This window comes from Halomonas sp. JS92-SW72 (genome assembly GCF_003547075.1).
Lineage (GTDB): Bacteria > Pseudomonadota > Gammaproteobacteria > Pseudomonadales > Halomonadaceae > Halomonas > Halomonas alkalicola.
In genome coordinates this window covers 2,199,297-2,223,402 of record NZ_CP032147.1, presented here as the reverse complement: position 1 = coordinate 2,223,402, position 24,106 = coordinate 2,199,297, and the positions used below count along the sequence as shown (strand labels likewise).

Annotated in this window: 26 protein-coding genes; 15 read left to right on the top strand and 11 right to left on the bottom strand. The window is 63.8% G+C overall.

Features of this window, described 5'->3' with window-relative positions; translation table 11 throughout:
- Nucleotides 1-4 precede the first annotated feature (4 nt).
- Both D1793_RS10455 and D1793_RS10440 read right to left on the bottom strand, forming a co-directional pair.
- A complete protein-coding gene (locus D1793_RS10455; RefSeq protein WP_119022107.1) occupies nucleotides 5-565 on the bottom strand; it encodes a GrpB family protein in 561 nt (186 codons plus the stop codon).
- 256 nt (nucleotides 566-821) lie between these two features.
- Nucleotides 822-1,523, bottom strand: a complete 702-nt coding sequence (locus tag D1793_RS10440; protein ID WP_119022106.1) for a DUF899 domain-containing protein — start codon at nucleotides 1,521-1,523, stop codon at nucleotides 822-824.
- Nucleotides 1,524-1,754: 231 nt separating this feature from the next.
- Between D1793_RS10440 and D1793_RS10435 the strand changes: the two genes are divergently transcribed.
- From D1793_RS10435 to arsH, 5 genes are all read left to right on the top strand, one after another.
- The gene (locus tag D1793_RS10435; RefSeq protein ID WP_119022105.1) at nucleotides 1,755-2,654 is read left to right on the top strand and encodes an arylamine N-acetyltransferase; all 900 of its coding nucleotides are present in this window, start codon (nucleotides 1,755-1,757) and stop codon (nucleotides 2,652-2,654) included.
- Between the two features lie 232 nt (nucleotides 2,655-2,886).
- The gene (locus D1793_RS10430; protein WP_119022104.1) at nucleotides 2,887-3,810 is read left to right on the top strand and encodes an alpha/beta hydrolase; all 924 of its coding nucleotides are present in this window, start codon (nucleotides 2,887-2,889) and stop codon (nucleotides 3,808-3,810) included.
- 31 nt (nucleotides 3,811-3,841) lie between these two features.
- The gene (locus D1793_RS10425; RefSeq protein WP_119022103.1) at nucleotides 3,842-4,261 is read left to right on the top strand and encodes a PadR family transcriptional regulator; all 420 of its coding nucleotides are present in this window, start codon (nucleotides 3,842-3,844) and stop codon (nucleotides 4,259-4,261) included.
- A gap of 49 nt (nucleotides 4,262-4,310) precedes the next feature.
- A complete protein-coding gene (locus D1793_RS10420) occupies nucleotides 4,311-5,474 on the top strand; it encodes an MFS transporter (RefSeq protein WP_119022102.1) in 1,164 nt (387 codons plus the stop codon).
- On the top strand, nucleotides 5,471-6,217 hold the full coding sequence (gene arsH, locus D1793_RS10415) for an arsenical resistance protein ArsH (protein ID WP_119022101.1): 747 nt from the start codon (nucleotides 5,471-5,473) through the stop codon (nucleotides 6,215-6,217). The genes D1793_RS10420 and arsH overlap by 4 nt, the downstream gene beginning before the upstream one ends.
- Nucleotides 6,218-6,272: 55 nt before the next feature.
- Here the strand turns inward: arsH and D1793_RS10410 are convergent, their stop codons facing one another.
- Complete coding sequence (locus D1793_RS10410) at nucleotides 6,273-6,992, bottom strand: NAD(P)H-dependent oxidoreductase (RefSeq protein WP_119022100.1); 720 nt, start codon at nucleotides 6,990-6,992, stop codon at nucleotides 6,273-6,275.
- Nucleotides 6,993-7,132: 140 nt separating this feature from the next.
- Between D1793_RS10410 and gcvA the strand changes: the two genes are divergently transcribed.
- Nucleotides 7,133-8,053, top strand: coding sequence for a transcriptional regulator GcvA (gene gcvA, locus D1793_RS10405; RefSeq protein WP_119022099.1), 921 nt, complete (start codon nucleotides 7,133-7,135; stop codon nucleotides 8,051-8,053).
- Between the two features lie 42 nt (nucleotides 8,054-8,095).
- On the opposite strand, the gene D1793_RS19850 is transcribed toward gcvA, so the two are convergent.
- Both D1793_RS19850 and soxR read right to left on the bottom strand, forming a co-directional pair.
- Entirely contained in the window at nucleotides 8,096-8,539 is a 444-nt protein-coding gene (locus tag D1793_RS19850; protein ID WP_240407649.1) for a hypothetical protein, read from the bottom strand.
- 186 nt (nucleotides 8,540-8,725) lie between these two features.
- Nucleotides 8,726-9,175 (bottom strand): redox-sensitive transcriptional activator SoxR, encoded by a 450-nt coding sequence (gene soxR, locus D1793_RS10395; protein ID WP_119022098.1) that lies wholly within the window; start codon nucleotides 9,173-9,175, stop codon nucleotides 8,726-8,728.
- Nucleotides 9,176-9,272: 97 nt separating this feature from the next.
- Between soxR and D1793_RS10390 the strand changes: the two genes are divergently transcribed.
- Both D1793_RS10390 and D1793_RS10385 read left to right on the top strand, forming a co-directional pair.
- Complete coding sequence (locus D1793_RS10390; RefSeq protein ID WP_119022097.1) at nucleotides 9,273-11,156, top strand: ABC transporter ATP-binding protein; 1,884 nt, start codon at nucleotides 9,273-9,275, stop codon at nucleotides 11,154-11,156.
- A 16-nt stretch (nucleotides 11,157-11,172) separates the two neighbouring features.
- Nucleotides 11,173-11,565 (top strand): hypothetical protein, encoded by a 393-nt coding sequence (locus D1793_RS10385; protein ID WP_119022096.1) that lies wholly within the window; start codon nucleotides 11,173-11,175, stop codon nucleotides 11,563-11,565.
- Between the two features lie 57 nt (nucleotides 11,566-11,622).
- Here D1793_RS10385 and D1793_RS10380 read toward each other — a convergent pair whose 3' ends face one another.
- On the bottom strand, nucleotides 11,623-11,982 hold the full coding sequence (locus D1793_RS10380; RefSeq protein WP_119022095.1) for an antibiotic biosynthesis monooxygenase: 360 nt from the start codon (nucleotides 11,980-11,982) through the stop codon (nucleotides 11,623-11,625).
- Nucleotides 11,983-12,125: 143 nt separating this feature from the next.
- Between D1793_RS10380 and D1793_RS10375 the strand changes: the two genes are divergently transcribed.
- The 7 genes from D1793_RS10375 to D1793_RS10355 all read left to right on the top strand — a co-directional run bounded on the left by D1793_RS10375 (nucleotide 12,126) and on the right by D1793_RS10355 (nucleotide 17,260).
- Nucleotides 12,126-12,827, top strand: coding sequence for an aspartate/glutamate racemase family protein (locus D1793_RS10375; RefSeq protein WP_119022094.1), 702 nt, complete (start codon nucleotides 12,126-12,128; stop codon nucleotides 12,825-12,827).
- A gap of 202 nt (nucleotides 12,828-13,029) precedes the next feature.
- Nucleotides 13,030-13,530, top strand: coding sequence for a VOC family protein (locus tag D1793_RS10370; protein WP_162899948.1), 501 nt, complete (start codon nucleotides 13,030-13,032; stop codon nucleotides 13,528-13,530).
- Between the two features lie 388 nt (nucleotides 13,531-13,918).
- Nucleotides 13,919-14,566 carry a hypothetical protein gene (locus D1793_RS10365; protein WP_119022093.1) on the top strand — a complete coding sequence of 216 codons (648 nt, stop codon included), beginning with the start codon at nucleotides 13,919-13,921 and terminating at the stop codon, nucleotides 14,564-14,566.
- A gap of 302 nt (nucleotides 14,567-14,868) precedes the next feature.
- Nucleotides 14,869-15,114 carry a DUF2207 domain-containing protein gene (locus D1793_RS19425; protein ID WP_162899947.1) on the top strand — a complete coding sequence of 82 codons (246 nt, stop codon included), beginning with the start codon at nucleotides 14,869-14,871 and terminating at the stop codon, nucleotides 15,112-15,114.
- Nucleotides 15,115-15,173: 59 nt separating this feature from the next.
- On the top strand, nucleotides 15,174-15,842 hold the full coding sequence (locus tag D1793_RS10360; RefSeq protein ID WP_119022092.1) for a DUF4357 domain-containing protein: 669 nt from the start codon (nucleotides 15,174-15,176) through the stop codon (nucleotides 15,840-15,842).
- Between the two features lie 79 nt (nucleotides 15,843-15,921).
- Nucleotides 15,922-16,434: a hypothetical protein gene (locus D1793_RS19420; protein ID WP_162899946.1), complete on the top strand. Its 513-nt coding sequence runs from the start codon at nucleotides 15,922-15,924 to the stop codon at nucleotides 16,432-16,434.
- Nucleotides 16,435-16,555: 121 nt separating this feature from the next.
- The gene (locus tag D1793_RS10355; RefSeq protein WP_119022091.1) at nucleotides 16,556-17,260 is read left to right on the top strand and encodes an HNH endonuclease; all 705 of its coding nucleotides are present in this window, start codon (nucleotides 16,556-16,558) and stop codon (nucleotides 17,258-17,260) included.
- A 171-nt stretch (nucleotides 17,261-17,431) separates the two neighbouring features.
- Here D1793_RS10355 and D1793_RS10350 read toward each other — a convergent pair whose 3' ends face one another.
- Genes D1793_RS10350 through D1793_RS10330 form a run of 5 tightly spaced genes read right to left on the bottom strand, consistent with a single transcriptional unit; the run spans nucleotide 17,432 to nucleotide 24,022 of the window.
- Complete coding sequence (locus tag D1793_RS10350; protein ID WP_119022090.1) at nucleotides 17,432-18,331, bottom strand: hydroxymethylglutaryl-CoA lyase; 900 nt, start codon at nucleotides 18,329-18,331, stop codon at nucleotides 17,432-17,434.
- Between the two features lie 4 nt (nucleotides 18,332-18,335).
- A complete protein-coding gene (locus D1793_RS10345; RefSeq protein ID WP_119022089.1) occupies nucleotides 18,336-20,387 on the bottom strand; it encodes an acetyl/propionyl/methylcrotonyl-CoA carboxylase subunit alpha in 2,052 nt (683 codons plus the stop codon).
- Nucleotides 20,384-21,217, bottom strand: coding sequence for an enoyl-CoA hydratase-related protein (locus tag D1793_RS10340; protein WP_119022088.1), 834 nt, complete (start codon nucleotides 21,215-21,217; stop codon nucleotides 20,384-20,386). Before D1793_RS10340 ends, D1793_RS10345 begins: the two co-directional genes overlap by 4 nt.
- Nucleotides 21,218-21,234: 17 nt before the next feature.
- Nucleotides 21,235-22,842, bottom strand: a complete 1,608-nt coding sequence (locus D1793_RS10335) for a carboxyl transferase domain-containing protein (protein ID WP_119022087.1) — start codon at nucleotides 22,840-22,842, stop codon at nucleotides 21,235-21,237.
- A 10-nt stretch (nucleotides 22,843-22,852) separates the two neighbouring features.
- Nucleotides 22,853-24,022 carry an isovaleryl-CoA dehydrogenase gene (locus tag D1793_RS10330; RefSeq protein ID WP_119022086.1) on the bottom strand — a complete coding sequence of 390 codons (1,170 nt, stop codon included), beginning with the start codon at nucleotides 24,020-24,022 and terminating at the stop codon, nucleotides 22,853-22,855.
- Nucleotides 24,023-24,106: the final 84 nt, after the last annotated feature.

Genomic DNA, 24,106 nt, shown 5'->3' with positions numbered 1-24,106 from the left:
ATCCTCAGCGAGCGACTTGGCCGAGACTCTGGTCCGGCCCGATGATCGAGCGTACGAACTCGCCCTTGGCGCGGGTGTAGGCTTCGCGATCCGTATGGTGACGCGAAGCCAGTTCCCTCTTGAGGGCGGCATAGCGCTCGGCCTGCATCTCGTCGGCACACAGCGCATCGCGAAAGGCGAGGCGCTGGTGCCAAAGTTCGCCCTCGTGCATCACCACATGCAGGTGGTGAGTACGGTGCCCGTTGGCATGGCGCATGAACCAGCGACGGTCGGTCAGGCTGGCGTTGAACTCGACCGAGGTCACGTAGCCGTGCTCGAGAATGAACTCGAAAAGGGCGTCGGCCACGGCCATGGAGGCGACCCCGGCCATGACGTCGATGATGGGCTTGGCCGGCATGCCGGGGATGGCGGTGCTGCCGATATGCTGTACATCGAGCAACTCGGTGGGGAAACGGTCCCGCAGGCGGCTGTGTTCGGCCTCGAAGCGTGCCGGCCAGGCGGGGTCGTACTCTGCCAGGAGCACCGGTTCGTCAATGGCCTGCTGCAGCGACTGGGCTTCGTTCATTGGCTATCCAGTGCCCACTTGACTGCCTCCTCGGCGTGAATGGCCGTGGTGTCGTAGCGTGGCACCGCGGTATCGCCCTGCTGAACCAGCAGAGCGATTTCGGTGCAGCCTACCCAGGGCGGCCTTGATGCCTTCGTTTAGTGCCCGGTAATAGCTGACGGTGGATTCCCAGCTCATGCCGCCAAGCTGGCTGATGGTCTTCATGTTTTTGTGTTCCCGCTGGTTGTCGTTATTTCCAAGCGAGCCGTGAGGGCCGTCACGTCTCGTATTCGTCGTGACGCCGGTTCCATACGTAGGGCGGCGTTTGCGGCCAGCCGGGCGGTGACTCTTCCCAGCTCTCCTGGCGACCGTAGGGCGTCAAGTCCAAGTAGGTCCACAGGCTGCCCAGGTACTCCACGCCGCGCTTGCCGCTGAAGTAGGTGCGAAAGACCCGCTCGCCGTCGCGCAGGAAGACGCTGATGCCATGCCGCTCGCCGCGGTCGGTGTCCGGCGCATGGCAGTTGCAGCTGGTCACGCCCATGTCCTGGTTGAAGTTGCCGTTCAGCGACGAGACCCACGTCGGGTGCTGCCAGCCCATGCGCGCCTGGTAGCGCTGGAGCTTTTCAAGCGGTGCCCGGGAGACCAGCGCCAGGCTGGTATCTCGCGCGTTGAGGTGGGCGGGGTGAGTCATGGCGTCCACTACCCAGGAGCAGCCGTCGCAGCCGGCTTCCCAGTCGGGCCCGAACATGAAGTGATAGACGATCAGCTGGCGGCGCCCCTCGAACAGGTCGAGTAGAGTTGTCTCTCCCTGTGACCCTTCGAAGACGTAATCAGCGCGCACCTCGGTCATCGGCAGACGGCGCCGCGCGGCATTGAGCCTGTCGCGTTCACGCGTATGGGCCTTTTCGCGAGCGATCTGTTCATCCAGAGCACTGCGCCACTCCGCCTCTGAGACGATGGGGGGCATTGGCAAGGTCATGGCACGGCTCCGTCCGTTATTGTTGAAAGTCTCTTCTTGTTGAAAGTCGTTCGGCAGCTGGTCATCAAATAGGCGTTGTAGCCATGAATTGTCAACCTCTTGGTTCAATGATCTGTGGCTATGAGAGCGATTGAAACTTCTCCGCTTTACCTGAAGCTAACTTGAGGTATTAGCCTGCGCTACAAGGTTGTTCTACGAGATAAGTTGTTGTTGAAGGAACAGGAGAACGCTATGCAGGCTGTACGGAACGCCCAACCCCTTCATGAATCGACCCAGTGGGAGACGTCGGCGCTCGATCTCGACGCCTACCTGGCACGTATCGACTACCGTGGCTCCTTGACGCCCAGCCTGGAGACATTGACGGCTCTGCAGCAGGCGCACCTCGACGTGGTGCCGTTCGAGAATCTCGAGATCGTCACCGGTGGCGAGATCCGCATCGACCTGGAAAGTCTCCAGGACAAGCTGGTACGGCGCCGGCGCGGCGGCTATTGCCATGAGCACAACACGCTGTTCGCCACGGTGCTGGACCTGCTGGGCTTCGAGGTCGCCGGGCGCAACGCGAGAATGCTGATGGGTGAGGATGAGCGAATCGTCACTCCTCTCGGCCATACGCTGCTGGTGGTGAACCTGGAAGGCCATGACTGGATGGTCGATGTCGGGGTGGGCAATATCGGGCCGCGTGAGCCGATCCGGCTCGAGGCGGACCGAGAACTGAGTCATGGCCCCTGGGAGTATCGCCTGGAGCGCTCGCCGCTGGGGTATTGGCTGCTGCGTCATAGGCGCCTCGGTGAATGGTTCAACATCTACCAGTTCAGTGACGAACCCTGCTATCGTGCCGACTCTGGCGAATACAACTATCTGGCGTCTCACCACCCCGAATCGCCATTCGTGCGGCGGGTCGTGGCTCAGCACAACGGCGCCGTGGTTCGGCTTGCGCTCACCGATCTCGAGCTAAGGATCTTCCGCCCGGGCAAGGCGCCGGCGTTGCAGCGCATAACTGCCGATGCCCTACCCGACGTGCTGCGCCAGCGCTTTGGCCTGGTGCTGGCTCCGGAGCAGGAGCGCGCGCTGCTGCGGCGAGCCGAGACGCTCACTGAAACCACTTCAGAAGGCGAGCCGCTCGGTACCTGAGGGACCGTCGGACACGTCTATCTAGCGCCGGGCTGGCGGTGGCTCCGTTCCCACAGAGCCCGGTATGCCCCTCGCCTCCCAGCAGGTAGGTACTGCGCGCCAGGCAGGTGAGCGGCACTCTTTATCGCCTTGCGGCCTTTACCGATTAACCGAACGGTGGCAATCCCGTCGGGGTAATGCTCCTAATCCGCTCGGGCCATCCTGACACTGCGTGGTCAAAGGAGTCGAGAGCATGAGCCAGAGAACTCGCTTGCCTTCCGAATCTCGGCAAGTTCCAAAGTCCCCAAGCGAAGGCTGCTTGGAGGTGCCTGGTGCAACCCTGAGATATCGTCAGGAGGGGCAGGGGCCGGCAGTGCTGGTAGTAGGGTCTTCCGTCTACTACCCGAGAACGTTCTCCCCTGGCTTGCGCTCAGCGTGTCGGCTGATCTGCATGGACCTGCGCCACTTCGCTCAAGGGCATGGCAATGGTCTCTCAGGGACCATTACGCTTGAAACCTACTGCGAGGATATCGAGGCCATGCGCGTCGAACTTGGCCTCGAGCGGTTCGTGCTGATGGGGCACTCCCATCACGGCAATGTCGCCCTCGAGTATGCCAAGCGGTATCCGGGCCGGGTATCCCGACTGGTGCTGATCGGAACCCCGCCCTGTGATGTGTCGAGAACCCTCGAAGCGGGCAAGCGCTATTGGGATGTAAACGCTTCAGGCGTTCGCAAGGCGGTGCTGGAGAAAAATCATGTCTTGCTCGGCGAGGCGGCACAGACAAGCCTGTCGCCGGGTGCGGCGTTCGTGGCTCGCTATGTCGCCGAGGGCCCGCGCTTCTGGTACGACCCGCATTACGATGCCTCCTCTCTCTGGAAAGGGGTGCCGATCGACACCGAGGCTTTCACGGCCTTTCGCAACTTCTTCGTCGACTACCGGTTCTACTGGCGCTTGGAGGATCTCTCCGCGCCGATGCTGGTAGTGATGGGGCGCCATGATTACGTCGTGCCCCCTGCGCTCTGGGAGTCCCGCCTGCCTGACCTGCCACCCGTTACCTATCGGCTGTTCGAGCGCAGTGGCCACACGCCCCAGTTGGAAGAGCCGGAAGCGTTCGCCAGGCTGTTGCTGGAGTGGCTTGGGCGGGATGAACCACAGAAGGGCGCTTCACCCTCTTGACGCCTCGAGCATCGAGGCATAGGTTTCCCCCATGACCAAAGCAACATCCGAAGCGGCCGTGGGCCGTCGGATCCCCGACTACAGCGACCCTTCCTACTGGCGCGGCACGATCAAGATGTCGCTGTCGAAGTTCTTCGTGCTCAGCGTGCTGCACCGCAAACCGATGCATGGCTACGAGGTGGTGCAGGCGGTGGAGAAGAGCACCAACGGCTGCTGCAGCCCTTCGGAGGGTACGGTCTATCCGGTGCTCAACGAGTTCGAGGCGGGGGGGTATCTCTGCTCGACGAACGAAGTGGTGCAGGGGCGCTCGCGTAAGGTCTACGCACTGACTGAAAAGGGGCGGGATGCCTTTCTGGTGGCGGTGGACGCCTGGCTCGAGGCCACGAACTGCATCGTCGAGAGCCGCCGCATGGCCGCTGGGTCAGTGAAGCGGGAGGAGCGGGAAGGATGAGCGCGGCGCGTTTTTTCAGGTCCTCATACCTCGATGATCGAGGTAGGCGATGAGCTCGCGCACCGGTGTGGTCGTCGCCCTGGGCGTCTCCCAGACGCTTGCCTGGGGCTCGACCTACTATTTGCCGGCCATCCTCGCCGTGCCCATGGCGCAAGACCTTGGCCTTGCCACGGGTACGGTATTCGCGGCCTTCTCCTCGGCATTGGTGGTGTCGGCCGTGCTGGGGCCGGCGGTGGGGCGGCGCATCGACCGTTCTGGCGGACGCGACGTGCTGGCGGCCTCGAGCCTGGTATTTGCCCTGGGCCTGGTGCTGCTGGGGTTGGCGGATGGGCCCGTGCTGCTATGGGCAGGTTGGCTGGTGATCGGCGTCGGCATGGGCATGGGACTGTACGAATCGGCTTTCTCGACCCTGGCCGGGCTCTACGGCCGCGAGGCGCGCGGCGCCATTACCGGCATCACGCTGTTGGCGGGCTTTGCCAGCACGGTGTGCTGGCCGATCACCGGCTGGCTCAACGCCGAATTCGGCTGGCAGAACGCCTGCTTCACCTGGGCGGCGGTACACCTGCTGCTGGGTCTGCCGCTCAACCGGTGGCTGATTCCGTTCGGTGTCCAGCCGCCCGCGCCTCACGCCGAGACGGCAGTCGCCGAGGCGAATTCGACCTGGCTGCCCATGGCGCTGCTGGCCTTCGTCTTCGCCGTGACCTGGTTCGTCAGTACCGCCATGGCGGCACACTTGCCGTGGCTGTTGCAGATCGCCGGCCTCTCGCCCGCCGCCGCCATTGCCGCCGCGGCGCTGGTGGGGCCGGCCCAGGTGGCAGCGCGACTGCTCGAGTTCTCGCTTCTGCAGCGCTTTCATCCCTTGCTTTCGGCCAAGCTGGCGGTGGTGGCGCATCCCATTGGCGCGCTCGGCGTGATGACGTTGGGGGCACCGCTGGCCACGCTGTTCGTGCTGCTGCACGGCGCCGGCAACGGCATTCTCACCATCGCCAAGGGCACGTTGCCGCTGGCCATTTTCGGCCCCCATGGCTATGGCCTGCGCCAGGGCGTGCTGATGGTGCCGGCTCGCTTCGGCCAGGCCCTGGCGCCGCTGGCCTTCGCCCTGTTGATCGAGCGCTTCGGCACCCAGGCGCTGCTGTTCTCCTCAGCCTTGGGGCTTGCCGCCCTGGTGGCGCTGCTCGTCCTGCAAACCCACACACTGAAGGTGGCGACATGAGGCTTCGCACGCTCAACGACCCCGATGTTCTACCGGCCCTCGACGAGCGCTTCGCTCTCCGGCAACCCGGCCAGGGCTTGCCCGATCCGCAGGGCCATCCGCCGCGCATCCTGCTGCTCTACGGCTCGCTGCGCGAACGCTCCTATTCGCGCCTGGCGGTGGAAGAGGCTGCGCGGCTGCTGCGCTATTTCGGCGCCGAGACGCGGATCTTCGACCCTTCCGATCTGCCGTTGCCGGACCAGGTGCCGGGCGACGATCACCCGGCGGTGCGGGAGCTGCGCGAGCTGGCGCTGTGGTCCGAAGGGCAGGTGTGGTGCAGCCCCGAGCGCCACGGCCAGATCACCGGCGTGATGAAAACCCAGATCGATCATCTGCCGCTGAGCATGGGAGCGGTGCGGCCCACCCAGGGTCGCACCCTGGCGGTGATGCAGGTCAGCGGCGGCTCGCAGTCGTTCAATGCGGTGAACACGCTGCGCCTGTTGGGGCGCTGGATGCGCATGTTCACCATTCCCAACCAGTCCAGCGTGCCCAAGGCGTACCAGGAGTTCGATGAGGCCGGGCGCATGCGGCCCTCGCCGCTCTACGACCGCATCGCCGACGTGATGGAGGAGCTGGTGCGCTTCACCCTGCTACTGCGGCCTCACAATGAGACGCTGGTGGACCGCTACTCGGAGCGCCGCGAGGCGGCCGGTGCCAAGGCCGACCCGGTGACCGACAAAGCAGCGGTCAGCCAGGCCTCATAGCGGTGAAGCGCAGAACGGGGCGCCAGGCGCCCCGGAGTTCGGCCATTGTCTGACCTCAAGCCGGCTGCAGCTGGCGCTTGGCTGTAGTTTCGCTGTGCAGGCGCTCGACCAGTCGGTCTATACGCGCCAGAGCGCTTTGGGTCGAGGCCGCCAGTACTTGACCACCTTCCTCCTGATGCTCGATGGCGATGCTGTGAAAGCCGTCGATGCCGATGAACTGTAGGGCGGTGCGTGCGCCCGGCTCAAAATGGTTGAAAGCTGCCAAGGGGCCTTGCGGATCGAAGCCGAATCCGCCCCGCGATGAGAGCAGCACCGCATGGCGGGGGCGGTCGGACAGCAGCGGCACGTAGTGTTCCAGCGGGACGTAGGGGTGGGCACCGTACTGCATGTCGAAATCGACCGTACGACCGATGCGGACGATGTTGTCGATCCAGGCCTTGAACGCGGCCGGTGGGCCGAAGTTGTACAGGGGAGCGCCAAGCACCAGGATATCGGCCCGTATGACCTCATCCACCAGGGCATCGCTTTCGGCAAGCACGGCTTTCATTGCCTCTGTCTTTTTCTCAGCCGGCGTGAATTCCGCCTCGATCCACTCGACGCTGGTCAATGGAGGCGGATTGGCGCCGATATCCCGATAGACCACCTCGGCATCCGGCTCCAGAGAGCGCCAGCGGGAAACGAAGTGATGGGTCAGCCGGCGGGTATGCGAGCCGTGGTCGTGGGTGCCGGCACGGCCGGGGCGTGGGCTGGCATCGAGGTGAAGTAAACGCGTCATGGGTTTTCTCCGTCACTGGGGGTAGGATCTATTGAATGAATTGTTCTCAGTCCTGGTTGTGGCTCATTTCATATAAGCCTCTAACCAGGCGGGGCGACAAACGACGATTCTTTTTCGATTTCGGAAAATAAAATTCAGCCATGATGCCGCGACGACTGCCTTCGCTCTCCGCCCTGCGCGCCTTCGAGGCGGCGGCGCGCCACCTCAGCGCCAAGCGCGCTGCCGAGGAGCTCTCGGTCACGCCGACGGCGATCAGCCATCAGATCCGCCAGCTCGAAGAGAGTCTGGGCGTGGCCCTGTTCGTGCGGCGGCCGCGGCAGTTGGTGCTGACGACTCAGGGCCAGGCGTTGCTTACTGTGCTGAGCGACTCCTTCGATGCCATCGACGAGACGGTGACCAAGCTGCGCCGTCCGCCGACGCGGCAGGCGGTAACGCTCTCCACCACGCCGGCCGTGGCAGCACGCTGGCTGCTGCCCTGGGTCTGCCTGCTGCGCGATGCCCACCCGCAGATCGATCTGAGCATTCAGGTTTCCCACCAGGCGGTTGCTCTGGATGGCGTCGTTGCCGACATGGCGATTCGCTATGGCGAAGGCCCCTGGCCCGGGCTGGTCGCGGAGAAGCTGTTCGACAATGTCTTCATCCCCGTCTGCAGCCCCGTGCTGAAGCTGCGTGAACCGGCCGAGCTGGTGCGCCATACGCTGCTGCACTCCTCTTCGCCCACACCCTTGGACTGGGCGGCCTGGCAGCGCCAGGTTCGAGTGCCGGAGCTCGACGTCAGCGCCGGGCTGATGTTCTCCGACGAGACCCATGGCATTGCCGCTGCCCTGGACGGCCAGGGCATAGCCCTGATGAGCCGGTATCTGATCGAGGAGGAACTGCGTCAGGGGCGCCTGGTTCAGCCATTCGGCCCTGAGGTAAAGGCCGCTCCCTTCCAGCTCGTCTACCCGCCTGAGCGGCTCGAGGAGCCGGCCATTGCTGCCGTGCGTGAGTGGATCATCGGGTTACTGGATCCCCAAGCCAGAGAGAGCGGCTGCCGTGCGATAGTCGAGCGCCAGTCATGACGTCAGCCGTGTCAGCTTGTCGGGACGAAGGAAGCGAGCTGGCTAGCGGAAATGGCTGTAAACCGAGAGGGACCACCCGGCGTCCAAGGGCGATGTCTTGGTCGGCCGGGCGGCTGAGAGAGGAAGCCGTGCTGCGCTAGGCGGCGCCCGAGGGTACGCTTTCTGGCTACCGCGGGGGGGTGGAGAGAAAGCGCACTCGCAACGTCCCGATTCGCGCCTGTTCGGTGCCCGGTCAGTCGGCGGAGAAATAAACCACCATCCTGAGATGCCGATGCCGTAGCGATAGGCGTCATGGTTGGGTTGCTCCCACCAGCGCCGAAAGTCCAGTGACAGTTCGTCGAGCGCTTCGATCAGCTCCTGCATGGCGGGGTCTTCGGGGGCGGCGGCCAGATCGCAGCGGAACTGGGCCAGCAGGCGGGCGGCGTCCTGGCGCCATTCGGGGAGGCGTCTGCGCAGCGACGGGGCGGCGAACAGCAGGCGCATCATGTTGCGCTCGCCGGGCTCCCTGGCGCTGGCCGTGGTCTCCATCGTCAGTTTGCGCCATGTCGGGGCCATCGGAGGAGAAATCCAGGAGTCATCAGCTGAGAAAGGCGAGCCCTGATCGTTACGACGGCGATGCCATGCAGTGCCTCGATGTCCAGGTAGCCGAACACGGCGCTCAGGGGCGCGGGCTCAGTCGGGTTTCAGCAGTTGCGCGCCGCAGCCCTGCTCGCCCAGTTCGTCATCGGGGTTGCGCAGCGGGCACTCGTCCAGTGACAGGCAGCCGCAGCCGATGCAGTCGTCGAGCTGGTCGCGCAGCTGGGTGAGGCAGCGGATGCGCTCGTCCAGGGCCGCTCGCCAGTCGGCCGAGAGGCGCTGCCAGTCAGCGGCACCGGGGGCGCGGGCATCGGGCAGGGTGTCGAAGGCCTCGCGTATCTCGTCGAGCGAGATGCCAGTGCGCTGGGCGACCTTGATGATCGCCAGGCGGCGCAGGACGTCGCGCCGGAAGCGCCGCTGGTTGCCGGCGTTGCGGCGGCTGGCAATCAGCCCCTTGGCCTCGTAGAAGTGGATGGCTGAGACCGCCAGGCCGCTTCGCCGGGCGACCTCGCCGACGCTCAGCTCGCGCGGCAGGGGAGGGGACATGATATTCTCCTTGACCTCGACTTAACTAGAGGTTTTACCCTCCCCGCCATTCCCGGGCAAGCGGGATCGGACCCCTGAACGCAACCGGAAGGCTGCCATGTTTCGCTACTTCGAGCACCTGGTGAACCCCTACCCGCAGGACCTCGGCGGCACGCCGCCCCGGGGGCTCTTCGCCTTCATCCTGCACTTCACGCGGCCGGTGCTGCCGCTGCTTGTGGTGATGTCGCTGCTCACCGCCCTGGTCTCCGCCGCGGAGGTGCTCTTCTTCCACTACATGGGGCAGCTGGTGGACTGGCTGGCCGGCGCCGAGCGGGCGGGCTTCTTCGCCGAGTACGGCTGGCGCCTGGCGGGCATGGCGGCGCTGGTGATGGTGCTGCTGCCGCTGCTGACCCTGCTGCAGGCGCTGGTGACCCACCAGAGCATCTTCGGCAACTACCCGATGATCGGCCGCTGGCTGGCCCACCGCCACATGCTGGGCCAGAGCCTCGCCTTCTATCAGGACGAGTTCGCCGGCCGGGTCTCCCAGAAGGTGATGCAGACGGCCCTGGCGATCCGCGAGACGGTGACCAAGCTGATGGACCTGATGGTCTACGTGGTCGTCTACTTCGTCGGCGCCATGGTGCTGCTGGGCAGCGCCGAGCCCTGGCTGATGCTGCCGCTGGTGGCGTGGCTGGCCGGCTATATTGCCATCATGCGGGTCTTCGTGCCGCGCCTGCGCCGGGTCTCCATGGAGCAGGCCGACGCCCGGGCGGTGATGACCGGGCGCATCGTCGACAGCTACAGCAACATCCAGACCATCAAGCTGTTCGCCGACACCCGCCGGGAGGAGGCCTACGCCCGCGACGCCATGGAGGGCTTCATGGGCACGGTGCATCGCCAGATGCGCCTGGCCACCGGCCTCACCGTGACCCTGACCCTGCTCAACTCCCTGCTGCTGGCAAGCGTCGCGGCCATCGCCATCGGCGCCTGGTACCTGGAGGCGGTATCACTCGGCACCATCGCCGTGGCCATCGCGCTGGTGATGCGCATCCGCTTCATGTCCGACTGGATCCTCTGGGAGGTGGCGAGCCTGTTCGAGAACATCGGCACCGTGCAGGACGGCCTCAACACCATCGCCCGGGAGCCCGCGATCCGGGACGCCCCCGGGGCGCCGGCGCTCGCGGTGCCCCGCGGCGAGATCCGCTTCGAGGCGATGCGCTTCGGCTACGAGCGCCCGGACGGCCAGGCGAAACGGGTGTTCGACGGCCTCGACCTCACCATCGCCCCGGGCGAGAAGGTGGGGCTGATCGGCCGCTCCGGGGCGGGCAAGTCGACCCTGGCCAACCTGCTGCTGCGCTTCTACGACCTGGAAGGCGGGCGCATCCTGATCGACGGCCAGGATATCGCCGTGGTGACCCAGGAATCGCTGCGCCGCCATATTGGCATGGTCACCCAGGACACCTCGCTGCTGCACCGCTCGCTGCGTGACAACATCCGCTACGGCAGCCCGGAGGCCAGCGAGGAGGCGATCCTCGAGGCGGTGCGCCGCGCCCACGCCGACACCTTCATCGACGACCTGGTGGACCTGCAGGGACGCCGCGGCCTGGACGCCCACGTGGGCGAGCGCGGCGTGAAGCTCTCCGGCGGGCAGCGCCAGCGCATCGCCATCGCCCGGGTGTTGCTCAAGAACGCCCCTATCCTGGTGCTGGACGAGGCCACCTCGGCGCTGGATTCCGAGGTGGAGGCGGCGATCCAGGAGCAGCTCTACACCCTGATGGAGGGCAAGACGGTGATCGCCATCGCCCACCGGCTCTCCACCATCGCCATGCTCGACCGCCTGGTGGTGATCGACGAGGGCCAGATCGTCGAGAGCGGCACCCACCAGGAGCTGCTGGCGCGAGACGGCCTCTATGCCGCCCTCTGGCGCCGCCAGTCCGGCGGTTTCATTGGGGTGGACGTGGAGGAGGCCGCCGCGGCGGGCGACGGGAACCCGGTTCAGTGAACCGCAGGGGGGAGTGATGATCGCGGTAAAGTCGCTGATGATCTGGTGCGGCATCCTGGTGCTGGCCATTGCCAACGGGGTGCTGCGTGAGGCCGTGCTCGTCCCGCTGCTCGGAGTGACGGCCGCCCTGGTGCTGAGCGGGGGGCTGCTCTCGACGCTGATCATCGGCGTGGCGTACCTGTCACTTCCCTGGCTGAAGATCCGTCGACCCGCAGAGCTCTGGCTCGTCGGGCTCGGGTGGCTAGCCCTCACCCTCGTCTTCGAGTTCTCCTTCGGGCTCTGGCAGGGGAAGTCCTGGCCCGAGCTGCTAGATGCCTACACCTTCGAGGGGGGCAATCTCTGGCCGGTCGTCCTCGCGGTGACGGCCTTGGCCCCGCGCCTTGCCGCCAGGTTGAGAGGCATGGTGTAGCCGCCGGCCGTGGGCATGCCCTGGCCGGCCCTCGAGCTATCGAGGGCTGCCAGCCGATCAGTTTCCCGTGCTGTCGTCGTGCCGCTCGCGGCTATCCGCGGGGGCCTGCTCGCGGTCGTGCATGCCGTAGTCGCGCAGCACCCCGGCCACGCGCAGGCGGTAGTCGGCGAAGATCTCGCGGCGCCCCTCGGCCTGGGCGGCGCGGTGGCGCTCCAGCCGGCGCCATTCGGCCACGGCCTCCTCGTCGCGCCAGAAGGAGAGCGAGAGCAGCTTGCCCGGCTGGGTCAGGCTCTCGAAGCGCTCGATGGAGATGAAGCCATCGGCCTCCTCCAGCAGCGGGCGCAGGCTCGCGGCGATGTCGAGGTAGTGGTCGCGGTGCTCGGCCTTCGGCATCACTTCGAAGATGACGGCGATCATGTAAGCTCCTGGTCAATAATGCGTGAAGCGGCAGGGCGCACTAGCTGCCCGGCCCCGCGGCCCTGGCGGGCACTCCCCCCTGAACCTAAAGGGAAACGGCCCCCGAGTCACTCACCCGACCCGAGGCCGCAAGAGGAGGGAAGATGAAGACGATAGGGCTGATCGGTGGCATGAGCTGGGAATCGACCCAGACCTACTACCGGCTCATCAACCAGGGAGTGAAGGCGCGGCTGGGCGGGCTGCACTCCGCCCGGCTGGTGCTCTACAGCGTGGATTTCGCCGAGATCGAGGCCCTACAGCGCCGCGACGACTGGGCGGCCACGGCACAGATCCTCGGCGCAGCGGCCCGCTCCCTGGCGGCGGCCGGCGCCGACTTCCTGGTGCTATGCACCAACACCATGCACAAGGTTGCCCCGCAGCTCGAGCAGGCCGTCGAGATTCCCCTGCTGCACATCGCCGATGCCACCGCCAGGGCGCTGCACCGGCAGGGCGTGACCCGGGTGGGGCTGCTCGGCACCCGCTTCACCATGGAGCAGGCCTTCTATCGCGAGCGCCTGGAGGCGCAGGGCATCGAGGTGCGGATTCCCGATGCCAAACAGCGCGAGCGGGTGCACACCGTCATCTACGACGAGCTCTGCCGTGGCGAGATCCGGGCGGATTCCAAAGCCGAGTATCTTGAGATCGTGGCCTCGCTGGCCGGGCAGGGTGCCCAGGGCGTCATCCTCGGCTGCACGGAGATCGGGCTGCTGATCCAGGCCGACGACACGGACGTTCCCCTCTTCGACACCACCGCCATCCACGCCGAACAGGCGGTGGAGGCCGCCCTTGCGACCCCTGAGCCATAGCGCAGGCCCGCGATGCCCCGTCGGATAGGCCACCATGGAAAAAATCCTCGGCGGCTGTCGATCTGGCCTTTCCTAACGCGACAACGGGGTGAGAGGTCCCGGTAGCGCACAAGGGTGAATCGGCGTCGGCCACGTGGCTGAGCCTTGTGCCTGGAGGGAAGCGCCCGGGCGATACTCGACTGGAACCATGATGGAGGAACCCATGACGACGATTGCCAAGAACACGATTTGCCTGTGGTACGAGCGCGATGCCGAGGAGGCGGCGAGGTTCTACGCCAGCACCTTTCCCGATTCCTCCGTCGGTGCGGTCCACCGCGCGCCGGGAGACTACCCGGCGGGCAAGCAGGGGGACGTCTTGACCGTCGAGTTCACCGTGATGGGCATACCCTGCCTGGGGCTTAACGGAGGGCCAGGCATCCAGCACAACGAGGCGTTCTCGTTCCAGGTGGCCACCGAGGACCAGGCCGAGACCGACCGCTACTGGAAGGCGATCGTCGGCAACGGCGGCCAGGAGAGCGAGTGCGGCTGGTGCAAGGACAAGTGGGGCATCTCCTGGCAGATTACCCCCATCGCGTTGACCAGGGCCTACACCAGCCCCGACCGCGCCGCCGCGAAGCGGGCGTTCGATGCCATGATGACGATGAGGAAGATCGACATCGCCGTGATCGAAGCGGCGGTTCGTGGCGAGAAGCCTTCGGCCTGACAGCAGCATGCCGCAGACCGCGCTGCTTGCCGCCGATGAGCGTTGACCCCCAAGCAAGGCCCCCGAGTCACTCACCTGGCTCGGGGGCCTTGCCACCTCTGCGACCAATCGGGTGTGGCATCCATCGGCTTCGTCGCATACGCTGAGCGGTTAAGGTCGCTTAGACGACCAGGCGAAATGCCACTACACGCAGTGCAGGGACTACCGCAGGGATGGCAGGGAGCCATCACAGCTTGCCGGGTAGGGCGGTAGCGTGCCTTAAAATTGGGTCTGTCCCCGATTTCTCTAATACCTATACTTTCAATAGGCCGGTGTCTTGAAAAATTTCATAGTGAAACATCGGACCGGGGCTGCAGTCGGCGCAGGTGCAGTGGTCTCGTGCTTCCTTATGTTCAAGAGTAGCAATGAGCCGGTTCTTGCCTCGTTAGAGCAGTACCCGCAAGCCGTTGCTCTGATGACCCAGTTTGAAATCGGCAATACTGTCATCTTTAATATTTCGGTGGGTTATCTGGTCAGCGTGCTGTTTTGGCTACTTGTGGTAGTGGCACCGCACAGCCGCCGCCGCGCCATCCTCCGGAACAACCTTCTGATGCATTACAGCGATTTCAAACGCGATCTCGCTCACACTATGCTTGATGCTGCGGGAGATCGCGACTCATACGAGAAAAGCTTTGAATTAACTGATTTTCGTAAATTCAGAGAGTACTTTTCAGAGAGCGAGCGTCACCGTTGGCATGCAGCGCTGAATGCAATTCAGAGTGATGCAAGCTATCTTACAGATGTTCACGTCGAAATGGATCTGCTGTCTGATGAATTCCGCTACGTATTGAATAATATCGAAATCTCAGATCAAGAGCTTATTGCGTTCATCAAGCGTCTACTGAACTACGTCTATCGGCTAAAACACTCGCCAACATTCACAGGGGATGAGGTCAAATATCTTGGTGGATTTATCTGGGAAATCATGGCTAGCTGGAGCACGATTGATGGTCAGCGCGATTTTGATTTAATAGAGCGAATGATCAGGCGTATTTAAAGAGCATAACAAGACAGTCAATTTGTTCGCTGGTGGCTCACTCAGTGCTGAATGCCGCTTATATCAGCGTTAGGCCTTTAGGGTGGCAGTGAGCAAGGATCGGGATAACGCACAGGGCGTGGCAGCATCGGAAAAATTCGGGGCTTTCTCCGCTTTACAGATTTACTTAGTACTCAGAATGGCTTGTTGACCTAGAGGTGAATTGGTCTTAAATTTTGTTTTTCTCTGTATTTTGGACTGCTAGAAGGCGTTAATGATATGCCTATGGAGTCCAGTGCCTGTTACGATCAACGGAGAGAGCGATGAGAGTAGTTGCGATAGTCTTGAACTTAATTTTGATAAGCGTCGTGGCTTTTTTGTTTGTCACGGAGGGTGCGCCAAACAATGAAGAGTGGTTGTTTGTTATGCTGATTATTGCGTCGCCTATATGCAACATAATTGCATTATTGGGGTCGACAGATGGTAGCTGGTTGTCTCTTTATTTGACGAGAAAGGCTTTGGAGGAAAAGAAAAAGATAGAGGCGTTAAATGATGGAGATAAATCATAATAAACGATTGAGCGCTGGCGCGCGCCGGTGACTCGCGGCGTAAAATCTGAGGTTTATAAATGAAAGCAGTCATTCATGAGTGCGAATCCAAAGGCATAAGAGCCTACGGTTATCAGTCGGATGCAGGCTTTGTTATCCGGCAAGGCTCAATGGCTGTCGCCGATAATCGGGTTCAAAATTCGTTGCGGGAGCGTTCTAAAAGGATCAGCTACAGGGCGCGCTTGATAACCGAAAAAATCTTGGTGCCAGATACAATTGGCTACAGATTTGCGCAAGATGTGGTCTTTAACTCTCCCTCCGAGGCGGCCAGCATAATATGGGGAAGTAACCTAAATGGTCGTAAAGTTTTTGGAATTGCCGAGTCGGAAAGTGAATTTCCATCCAAGGATGATGGAGCTTTCACAAGGTATTTTGAGATTGACGATCTGCGTGCGATTGAGGGCTATCGTCAAGACAGTGTGCTTGCAAAAACCGAGCGTGACCGGCAGCTTGTTGAGCAGAGAAAACTGAAAGATAACTTTACCTGCCAAGCCTGTGGCTTGAAATTGGTAGTTAACGAAAAGTATGTCGTGGAGTGTCATCACCTTGTGCCGGTGAGTCTTGGTGTTCGTGAAACCACTATGGAAGACTTAGTAAGTCTGTGCCCTACATGTCACCGGGTAGCTCACATGCGCCAACCACCGTATCTGGTGCATGAAATCAAGGAAATAATAAGATTTAACCAGTAGTTGTAGTTCGGTCCGGCCTGCGGCCTCCACCGGACGCCCCTGTCGGGGCGCCGCTAAACAAAAGCGTTAGGTAACCAAAATGAGCTCAGGCAAGAAACTCGACGAGGCCCAGTTCTTCTTAGAATTGCTAGACGCGCTTGACCGCCGTCGTAAGCCGCTCACGCGTTCAGGTGATACGGCGAAGGAGGCGTCGTACCTATTTGCGGCCGTCCTCAATTCATTCTATTCAGCCATCGCGATCATGCGGGATGAAGAGGGGGTGGATGTGAAGCCATTTGTTGTTGCGCATCCAGAGATCTACGCACGAGCAAAAGACGGTGGAGAGCGCGCAAAGACGGTGCACGTCAAGCATACCGAAGCGGCATTTTCTGGCTATATTCCACCGAAGGGGAACGAAGTTAACTTTGATTTCCGCAAGACGCCTCTTCTTATCGAAGAGGCGTCCGTTCCAGGAATGGTAAATTTCGCATTTGGTCCTGATCACTACATGTTCATTGATCTTAGGGGCAAGCTTGAACAAGTTACGCAGTTCTGTTACAACCATTTCTATCAATTAAAGGCGCTTCATGCGCAAGCTGGTGGTCGTCTGTGATGGACCTAACTTGTGGCGCTGCACCCGACGCCGGGTAAGCAACGGTGCCCCACTCATGCGTTCGGCAGCCGGTGCGGGTGAACTTTACATTATATGTCACTAAGCCGTGGCGAGGAGTTCTATGAGCAGGAAACAATTTATTGAGTCGGTAGGGGCAACATGTAAAAATTGGAATTGGAGTTGGTCGTTTGTAAACCATCAAGAGAAATTCGTGATTTTCGGGCTTTGGGATGTCCATGAAGACGGATTGATATTCGATCAAAACTGGAGTGGTAATGGTCGCAATCAGTCACTCGAACATATAGACCTGATCGAAAATCATGGCTACAAGCTTAAAACCTTCCCTATGCAATATGAAGAAGGTGAAAACGGAAAGGCAAAAATTAAAAGTTTTACTCCTTCATTAGAAAATAAAATACTTGCAAGGGTATCCGGTCGTTGGTTCGCGCTCAGCAAAAAAAGGCGAACTGAACCATCAATTGCAGAGGAAGTGGTGTTTCCTGAGCAATTTGAAGAGGGTGCTACCAAAATAATCGCTGTTAATTCTTATGAGCGTAGCGTTAATGCTAGGGAAAAGTGCATTGCACATTACGGCTGTAAGTGTTTTGTATGTGGGTTCAACTTTGAAGAAAATTATGGTGCTATTGGCAAAGGTTTTATCCATGTTCACCACGAAGTGCCGTTGTCTGAAATAAAAAAAGAATACAAGGTTGATCCGCTAAAGGATCTTAAGCCTTTATGCCCTAACTGCCATGCGGTAATCCATAGAACCAACCCACCCCTAGGAATTAAGGACTTAATAAACGCTTTAAAGGAATTGGATTAAAGCATATAATACCTGTTATCCAAAAATAAAGCCCCCGAGTCACTCACCTGGCTCGGGGGTGTTTCGTTACAGCCAACGAATCCACCATAAAAAGACCCCCGGCATGAGCGACATACCGGGGGCAAGGACAGAAATCGTTTGAAAAGGGCAGGGCACTTTCGTGGCCTGCCTTTAGCGGCTGGCCAGCGCTACCCCCACCTTGGAGCGGTTGGGCCGGCCGATGGCCTGGGTGATCCAGGTACCGGTGGCGGCAAGTGCCTCGAGGTCGATGCCGGTCTCGATGCCGAGGCCGTTGAGCAGGTAGACCACATCTTCGCTTGCCACGTTGCCCGAGGCGCCCTTGGCGTAGGGGCAGCCGCCGAGGCCGGCGACGGAGCTGTCCACCACCGCGATGCCTTCCTCCAGCACCGCGTAGAGGTTGGCCAGCGCCTGGCCGTAGGTATCGTGGAAGTGGGCGGCGAGCTGGGCCATGGGCACCTCGCGGCTCACCGCCTCGAGCATGCGCTTGGCCTTGAGCGGGGTGCCCACGCCGATGGTGTCGCCGAGCGACACCTCGTAGCAGCCCATCTCATAGAGCGCCTTGGACACCTCGGCCACCTTGGCCGGGGCGATCTCGCCCTCGTAGGGGCAGCCCAGCACGGTGGAGACGTAGCCGCGCACCCGCACGCCGGCGGCCTGGGCACGCTCCAGCACCGGTTCGAAGCGCGCCAGGGACTCGGCCACGGAGCAGTTGATGTTCTTCTGGGAGAAGGCCTCGGAGGCGGCGCCGAACACCGCCACCTCCTCGACGCCGCACTCGAGTGCCGCTTCCAGCCCCTTGAGGTTAGGGGTCAGCACCGCGTAGGTGACGCCCTCCAGCCGGGCGAGGTTCTGCATCACCTCGCGGTGGTCGGCCATCTGCGGCACCCACTTGGGCGAGACGAAGCTGGCCGCCTCAATGTAGCTGAGGCCGGCCGCGCCCAGGCGGTCGATCAGCTCCAGCTTGGTGGCGGTGCTGATCGGCTCGGGCTCGTTCTGCAGGCCGTCGCGGGGGCCGACCTCGACCAGGCGAACCTGTTTCGGGAATGCCATTGGCTTACTCCTCCGGGGCGAATTCGAGCAGCACGTCGCCCTGGCCCACGGTGTCGCCGGCGGCGAAGTGGAAGCTCGCCACGTGGCCATCGGCGGGGGCGGACATGGTGTGCTCCATCTTCATGGCTTCCATGACCATCAGCGGCATGCCTTTCTCCACCTTCTGGCCCGGCTCCACCAGCAGCGCCACCACGGTGCCGTGCATGGGGGCGGTGAGGGTGGATTCCGCCTCGTGCTGGCCGTGGTCGATGGCGTCGATGCGGCGCCAGAACAGGCGGGTCTCGCCGCTCGGGTCGGCCATCACCACCACGCCGTTCTCGCCCAGGCGGGCCTGCAGGCGGCGGCGGTGGCCGTCGAGGGTCACCGCCACGGCGTCGCCTTCCAGGTGCTGCAGGCGGGCGGTGAGGGTGGTGTCGCCGATGGTCAGGTGCCAGGGGTCGGCGTCGGTCTCCCGGGTGCCTTCCACGATCACCACGCCTTCGGCGTCCGGCGCCTGGGCATTGGTCAGGTTCTGGCCGGTGGCGCACAGGGCCAGGCGGATGGTGTGCGGGGCATTGAGACGGAAGCCGTCATGGCGATCCCAGGGGGAGTCGCTCTCGCACTCGCGGGCCAGCTGCTTGAGGCCGATCAGCGCCGCGGCGGCGTAGGCCTCGGTGGTGATCTCCTGGGTGGCGAACAGGGTCGCTTCGTTCTTCTCGATGAAGCGGGTGTCGAGCTCGCAGCCCTTGAAGGCGGGGTGGGTGGCCAGGCGCTGCAGGAAGGCGCGGTTGGTGACGACGCCCTGCACGTCCAGCGCCGCCAGGGCCCGATTGAGGGTGGCGAGTGCCTGGTCGCGGTCGTCACCGTGGACGATCAGCTTGGCGAGCATCGGGTCGTAGTGCATGGAGACGACGTCGCCGCTCTCCACGCCGCTGTCCAGGCGCACCTTGGCGGGGTCCAGGCCGGCGCCCACCAGGTCCAGGGCGAAGCGGTCCAGGCGGCCGGTGGCGGGCAGGAAGTCCTGCTCCGGGTCCTCGGCGTAGAGGCGCGCCTCGAAGCTGTGGCCGGTGATGGTCAGCTCATCCTGGGCCAGCGGGAGCCGCTCGCCCATGGCCACGCGCAGCTGCCACTCGACCAGGTCCTGGCCGGTGATCATCTCGGTGACCGGGTGTTCCACCTGCAGGCGGGTGTTCATCTCCATGAAGAAGAAGGAGCCGTCGGCGTCGAGCAGGAACTCCACGGTGCCGGCGCCCACATAGCCGATCTCGCGGGCGGCGCGCACGGCGGCCTCCCCCATCTCGCGGCGCAGCTCGGCGCTCATGCCCGGGGCCGGGGCCTCCTCCAGCACCTTCTGGTGGCGGCGCTGCACGGAGCAGTCGCGCTCGAAGAGGTAGACGCCGTTGCCGTGGCTGTCGCAGAACACCTGGACCTCCACGTGGCGCGGCTGGGTCAGGTACTTCTCGATCAGCATGCGCTGGTCGCCGAAGGCGGCCTGGGACTCGCGGCGGCAGCCGTCGAGGGCCGCCTGGAAGCCCGCGGCGGATTCCACCACGCGCATGCCCTTGCCGCCGCCGCCGGCGCTGGCCTTGAGCAGCACCGGGTAGCCGATCTTGTCGGCCTCGCTCTTGAGCAGGGCGTCATCCTGGTCGTCGCCGTGGTAGCCCGGCACCAGGGGCACGCCGGCGTGGGACATGCGCGCCTTGGCGGCGGACTTGTCGCCCATGGCGGCGATGGCCGAGGCGGGCGGGCCGACGAAGGTGATGCCGGCCTTCTCCAGGGCCTCCACGAAGGGGCCGTTCTCGGAGAGGAAGCCGTAGCCGGGGTGGATGGCGCCGGCGCCGGTGCGGCGTGCGGCCTCGATCACCGCCTCGACCTTGAGATAGCTCTCGCGGGCGGCGGCGGGGCCGAGGCGCACGGCCTCGTCGGCCTCGCGCACGTGGCGGGCATTGGCGTCGGCGTCGGAGTAGACGGCCACGGTGCGCAGGCCCATGGCGCGCGCGGTGCGCATTACCCGGCAGGCGATCTCGCCGCGGTTGGCGACCAGCAGGGTATCGAATTTCTTCACTTCAGAGGTCATGAGCGGGGCTCCGCGGCATTGTTGTCGCTGTCGTTTGTCCAGGCGGGGCGGCGCTTCTCGAAGAAGCTGGCCAGGCCTTCCTGGCCTTCCCGGCTTACGCGCAGCTCGGAGATCACCCGGCAGGTGTGCTCGCGGGTGGCCTTGCTGTCGGGCTCCCGGGCCACCTCGGCCAGCAGCGCCTTGGTGGCGCGCTGGGCCTGGGGCGAGCCGGCCAGCAGGATGTCGAGCATGGCTTCCACGGCGGCGTCGAGCTCGTCGTGGGGGGCGAGGCGGTGCACCAGGCCCAGCGCCAGGGCGGTGGTGGCGTCCATCACCTCGGCGGTGAGGGCGTAGCGGCGCATCTGGCGCTGGCCCAGGGCACGCTGCACGTAGGGGCTGATCACCGCGGGCGACAGGCCGATCTTCACCTCGGAGAGGCAGAACTTGGCCTTCTCGGAGGCGACGACGATATCGCAGCAGGCGGCCAGGCCCACGGCGCCGCCGAAGGCGGCACCCTGCACGCGGCAGAGGGTGGGGCAGGGCAGGGTGTCGAGCCCGTGCATCAGGGCGGAAAGCTTGCGCGAATCCGCCAGGTTGCCCTCGAAGTCGTACTCCACCATGCGCTTCATCCAGCCGAGATCGGCCCCGGCGGAGAAGCTCTTGCCCTCGGAGCCCAGCACCACCGCGCGCACCTCGCCGTGGTGGGCGGCGTGGTGGAGCCGCTCCAGGTGGGCGTTGAGCTCACTGATGAGGCTGTCGTCGAAGGCGTTGTGGACCTCGGGGCGCTCCAGCGTCAGCCAGGCGATGCCGCGGTCGTCGAGCTCCAGCCGTGAAAAGGTTGTCTCAGACATAACGGGATCCCCTGCGGTCACATCCGGAACACGCCGAACTTGGTCTCTTCGACCTCGGCATTCATGGCCGCGGCCAGCGACAGGCCCAGCACGTCACGGGTCTGGGCCGGGTCGATGACGCCGTCGTCCCACAGTCGTGCACTGGCGTAGTAGGGGTGGCCCTGGTGCTCGTACTGCTCGCGGGTGGGCTGCTTGAAGGCCTCTTCCTCCTCCTTGCTCCACTCGCGGCCCTCGCGCTCGATCTGCTCGCGCTTGACCTGGGCCAGCACGCCGGCCGCCTGCTCGCCGCCCATCACCGAGATACGCGCGTTGGGCCACATGAACAGCAGGTTGGGGTCGTAGGCGCGGCCGCACATGCCGTAGTTGCCGGCGCCGAAGCTGCCGCCGATCAGCACGGTGAACTTGGGCACCTTGGCGCAGGCCACCGCGGTGACGAGCTTGGCGCCGTGCTTGGCGATGCCCTCGTGCTCGTACTTGGAGCCCACCATAAAGCCGGTAATATTTTGGAGGAAAATCAAAGGTATTTTCCTCTGCGCACACAGCTCGATAAAGTGCGCGCCCTTCACGGCGGATTCGGAGAAGAGCACGCCGTTATTGGCGACGATGCCCACCGGGTGGCCGTGGATATGGGCGAAGCCGGTGACCAGGGTGTCGCCGTAGTAGCGCTTGAACTCGTCGAAATCGGAGTCGTCGACGATGCGGGCGATCACCTCGCGCACGTCGTAGGGCTTCTTGAGGTCGGTGCCGACGATGCCGTAGAGCTCGGCCGGATCCAGGCGCGGGGGCTTGGGTTCCTGCATCTTGAGCTGGCCGCGCTTCTGCCAGTTGAGCCGCGACACGCAGGCCCGGCAGAGCTGCAGGGCGTGGGCGTCGTTCTCGGCGTAGTGGTCGGCCACGCCGCTCTTCTTGGCGTGGACGTCGGCGCCGCCCAGGTCCTCGGCGCTGATGGTCTCGCCGGTGGCGGCCTTCACCAGGGGCGGGCCGCCCAGGAAGATGGTGCCCTGCTCGCGTACGATGATCGACTCGTCGGCCATGGCCGGCACGTAGGCGCCGCCGGCGGTGCAGGAGCCCATTACCACCGCGATCTGCGGGATGCCCTCGGCGGAAAGGGTGGCCTGGTTGTAGAAGATGCGGCCGAAGTGCTCGCGGTCCGGGAAGACCTCATCCTGGCGGGGCAGGAAGGCGCCGCCGGAGTCGACCAGGTAGATGCAGGGCAGGCGGTGCTTGCGGGCGATCTCCTGGGCGCGGATGTGCTTGCGCACGGTGAGCGGGAAGTAGGTGCCGCCCTTGACGGTGGCGTCGTTGGCAACGATCACGCACTCGACGCCACTGACGCGGCCGATGCCCGTGACCACGCCGGCGGCGGGCACCGCGGAGTCGTAGACCTCATGGGCGGCCAGGGCCGAGAACTCCAGGAAGGGGGAGCCCTCGTCGATCAGGTGGTCGATGCGGTCGCGCACGAAGAGCTTGCCGCGGGACTCGTGGCGCACGCGGGCCTTCTCGCCGCCGCCCTGGGCGATGGCGGCGGTAAGCTCACGCAGCTTCATGACCTCGTGGCGCATCGACGCCTCGTTGGCCTGGAAGCCGTCGCTGCGCGGATTGATCTGGGTAGTCAGAATGGCCATCGGTAACCCCTTACTTGGACTCGTTGAAGAGTTCGCGGCCGATCAGCATGCGGCGGATCTCGCTGGTGCCGGCGCCGATCTCGTAGAGCTTGGCATCGCGCAGCAGGCGGCCGGTGGGGTACTCGTTGATGTAGCCGTTGCCGCCCAGCAGCTGGATGGCGTCCAGGGCGACCTGGGTGGCCTTCTCGGCGCAGTAGAGGATGACGCCGGCGGCATCCTTGCGGGAGGTCTGGCCACGGTCGCAGCCGGCGGCCACGGCGTAGAGGTAGGCGCGGCAGGCGTTCAGGGTGGTGTACATGTCGGCCACCTTGCCCTGGACGAGCTGGAACTCGCCGATGGACTGGCCGAACTGCTGACGCTCGTGGATGTAGGGCACCACGATGTCCATGGCGGCCTGCATGATGCCGATGGGGCCGGCGGCCAGCACGGTGCGCTCGTAGTCGAGGCCGCTCATCAGCACGCGCACGCCCTTGCCCACTTCGCCCAGCACGTTCTCTTCCGGCACCGCGCAGTCCTGGAACACCAGCTCGCAGGTGTTGGAGCCGCGCATGCCGAGCTTGTCGAGCTTCTGGGCGGTGGAGAAGCCGGGCATGCCCTTCTCGATGATGAAGGCGGTAATGCCCTTGGAACCGGCGTCCGGATCGGTCTTGGCATAAACCACCAGCACATCGGCGTCGGGGCCGTTGGTGATCCACATCTTGTTGCCGTTGAGGACGTACTTGTCGCCCTCCTTGCGGGCACGCAGCTTCATGGAGACCACGTCGGAACCGGCGCCCGGCTCGGACATGGCCAGCGCGCCGATGTGCTCGCCGGTCATCAGCTTGGGCAGGTACTTCGCCTTCTGTTCGGCGTTGGCGTTGATCTTGAGCTGGTTGACGCAGAGGTTGGAGTGGGCGCCGTAGGAGAGGCCCACGGAGGCGCTGGCCCGGGAGATCTCCTCCATGGCGATGCAGTGCGCCAGGTAGCCCATGCCGGTGCCGCCATCTTCCTCGGAGACGGTGATGCCGAGCAGGCCCATGTCGCCGAACTTCTGCCAGAGGTCGTTGGGGAACTCGTTCTTCTCGTCGATCTCGGCGGCGCGCGGGGCGATCTCGTCGCGGGCGAAGGCGTTGACCTGGTCGCGCAGCATGTTCAGTTCGTCGTCGAGGCCGAAGTCGAGGGGCTTGAAGGGCGTATGCATGAGCGGGGCTCCGTTCTTGTCGGTGGTCGCAGTGTCCGGCTGATAGGGTGGTCATCCGGGCGCGCACGACGGGTCGTGTCGGGT

Excerpts from the sequence above, each read along its gene's own strand:
- D1793_RS10455 (WP_119022107.1), bottom strand. The coding sequence starts at position 565 with ATGAACGAAGCCCAGTCGCTGCAGCAGGCCATTGACGAACCGGTGCTC.
- D1793_RS10440 (WP_119022106.1), bottom strand. The coding sequence starts at position 1,523 with ATGACCTTGCCAATGCCCCCCATCGTCTCAGAGGCGGAGTGGCGCAGT.
- D1793_RS10435 (WP_119022105.1), top strand. The coding sequence starts at position 1,755 with ATGCAGGCTGTACGGAACGCCCAACCCCTTCATGAATCGACCCAGTGG.
- D1793_RS10430 (WP_119022104.1), top strand. The coding sequence starts at position 2,887 with ATGAGCCAGAGAACTCGCTTGCCTTCCGAATCTCGGCAAGTTCCAAAG.
- D1793_RS10425 (WP_119022103.1), top strand. The coding sequence starts at position 3,842 with ATGACCAAAGCAACATCCGAAGCGGCCGTGGGCCGTCGGATCCCCGAC.
- D1793_RS10420 (WP_119022102.1), top strand. The coding sequence starts at position 4,311 with ATGAGCTCGCGCACCGGTGTGGTCGTCGCCCTGGGCGTCTCCCAGACG.
- arsH (WP_119022101.1), top strand. The coding sequence starts at position 5,471 with ATGAGGCTTCGCACGCTCAACGACCCCGATGTTCTACCGGCCCTCGAC.
- D1793_RS10410 (WP_119022100.1), bottom strand. The coding sequence starts at position 6,992 with ATGACGCGTTTACTTCACCTCGATGCCAGCCCACGCCCCGGCCGTGCC.
- gcvA (WP_119022099.1), top strand. The coding sequence starts at position 7,133 with ATGATGCCGCGACGACTGCCTTCGCTCTCCGCCCTGCGCGCCTTCGAG.
- D1793_RS19850 (WP_240407649.1), bottom strand. The coding sequence starts at position 8,539 with ATGATGCGCCTGCTGTTCGCCGCCCCGTCGCTGCGCAGACGCCTCCCC.
- soxR (WP_119022098.1), bottom strand. The coding sequence starts at position 9,175 with ATGTCCCCTCCCCTGCCGCGCGAGCTGAGCGTCGGCGAGGTCGCCCGG.
- D1793_RS10390 (WP_119022097.1), top strand. The coding sequence starts at position 9,273 with ATGTTTCGCTACTTCGAGCACCTGGTGAACCCCTACCCGCAGGACCTC.
- D1793_RS10385 (WP_119022096.1), top strand. The coding sequence starts at position 11,173 with ATGATCGCGGTAAAGTCGCTGATGATCTGGTGCGGCATCCTGGTGCTG.
- D1793_RS10380 (WP_119022095.1), bottom strand. The coding sequence starts at position 11,982 with ATGATCGCCGTCATCTTCGAAGTGATGCCGAAGGCCGAGCACCGCGAC.
- D1793_RS10375 (WP_119022094.1), top strand. The coding sequence starts at position 12,126 with ATGAAGACGATAGGGCTGATCGGTGGCATGAGCTGGGAATCGACCCAG.
- D1793_RS10370 (WP_162899948.1), top strand. The coding sequence starts at position 13,030 with ATGACGACGATTGCCAAGAACACGATTTGCCTGTGGTACGAGCGCGAT.
- D1793_RS10365 (WP_119022093.1), top strand. The coding sequence starts at position 13,919 with ATGTTCAAGAGTAGCAATGAGCCGGTTCTTGCCTCGTTAGAGCAGTAC.
- D1793_RS19425 (WP_162899947.1), top strand. The coding sequence starts at position 14,869 with ATGAGAGTAGTTGCGATAGTCTTGAACTTAATTTTGATAAGCGTCGTG.
- D1793_RS10360 (WP_119022092.1), top strand. The coding sequence starts at position 15,174 with ATGAAAGCAGTCATTCATGAGTGCGAATCCAAAGGCATAAGAGCCTAC.
- D1793_RS19420 (WP_162899946.1), top strand. The coding sequence starts at position 15,922 with ATGAGCTCAGGCAAGAAACTCGACGAGGCCCAGTTCTTCTTAGAATTG.
- D1793_RS10355 (WP_119022091.1), top strand. The coding sequence starts at position 16,556 with ATGAGCAGGAAACAATTTATTGAGTCGGTAGGGGCAACATGTAAAAAT.
- D1793_RS10350 (WP_119022090.1), bottom strand. The coding sequence starts at position 18,331 with ATGGCATTCCCGAAACAGGTTCGCCTGGTCGAGGTCGGCCCCCGCGAC.
- D1793_RS10345 (WP_119022089.1), bottom strand. The coding sequence starts at position 20,387 with ATGACCTCTGAAGTGAAGAAATTCGATACCCTGCTGGTCGCCAACCGC.
- D1793_RS10340 (WP_119022088.1), bottom strand. The coding sequence starts at position 21,217 with ATGTCTGAGACAACCTTTTCACGGCTGGAGCTCGACGACCGCGGCATC.
- D1793_RS10335 (WP_119022087.1), bottom strand. The coding sequence starts at position 22,842 with ATGGCCATTCTGACTACCCAGATCAATCCGCGCAGCGACGGCTTCCAG.
- D1793_RS10330 (WP_119022086.1), bottom strand. The coding sequence starts at position 24,022 with ATGCATACGCCCTTCAAGCCCCTCGACTTCGGCCTCGACGACGAACTG.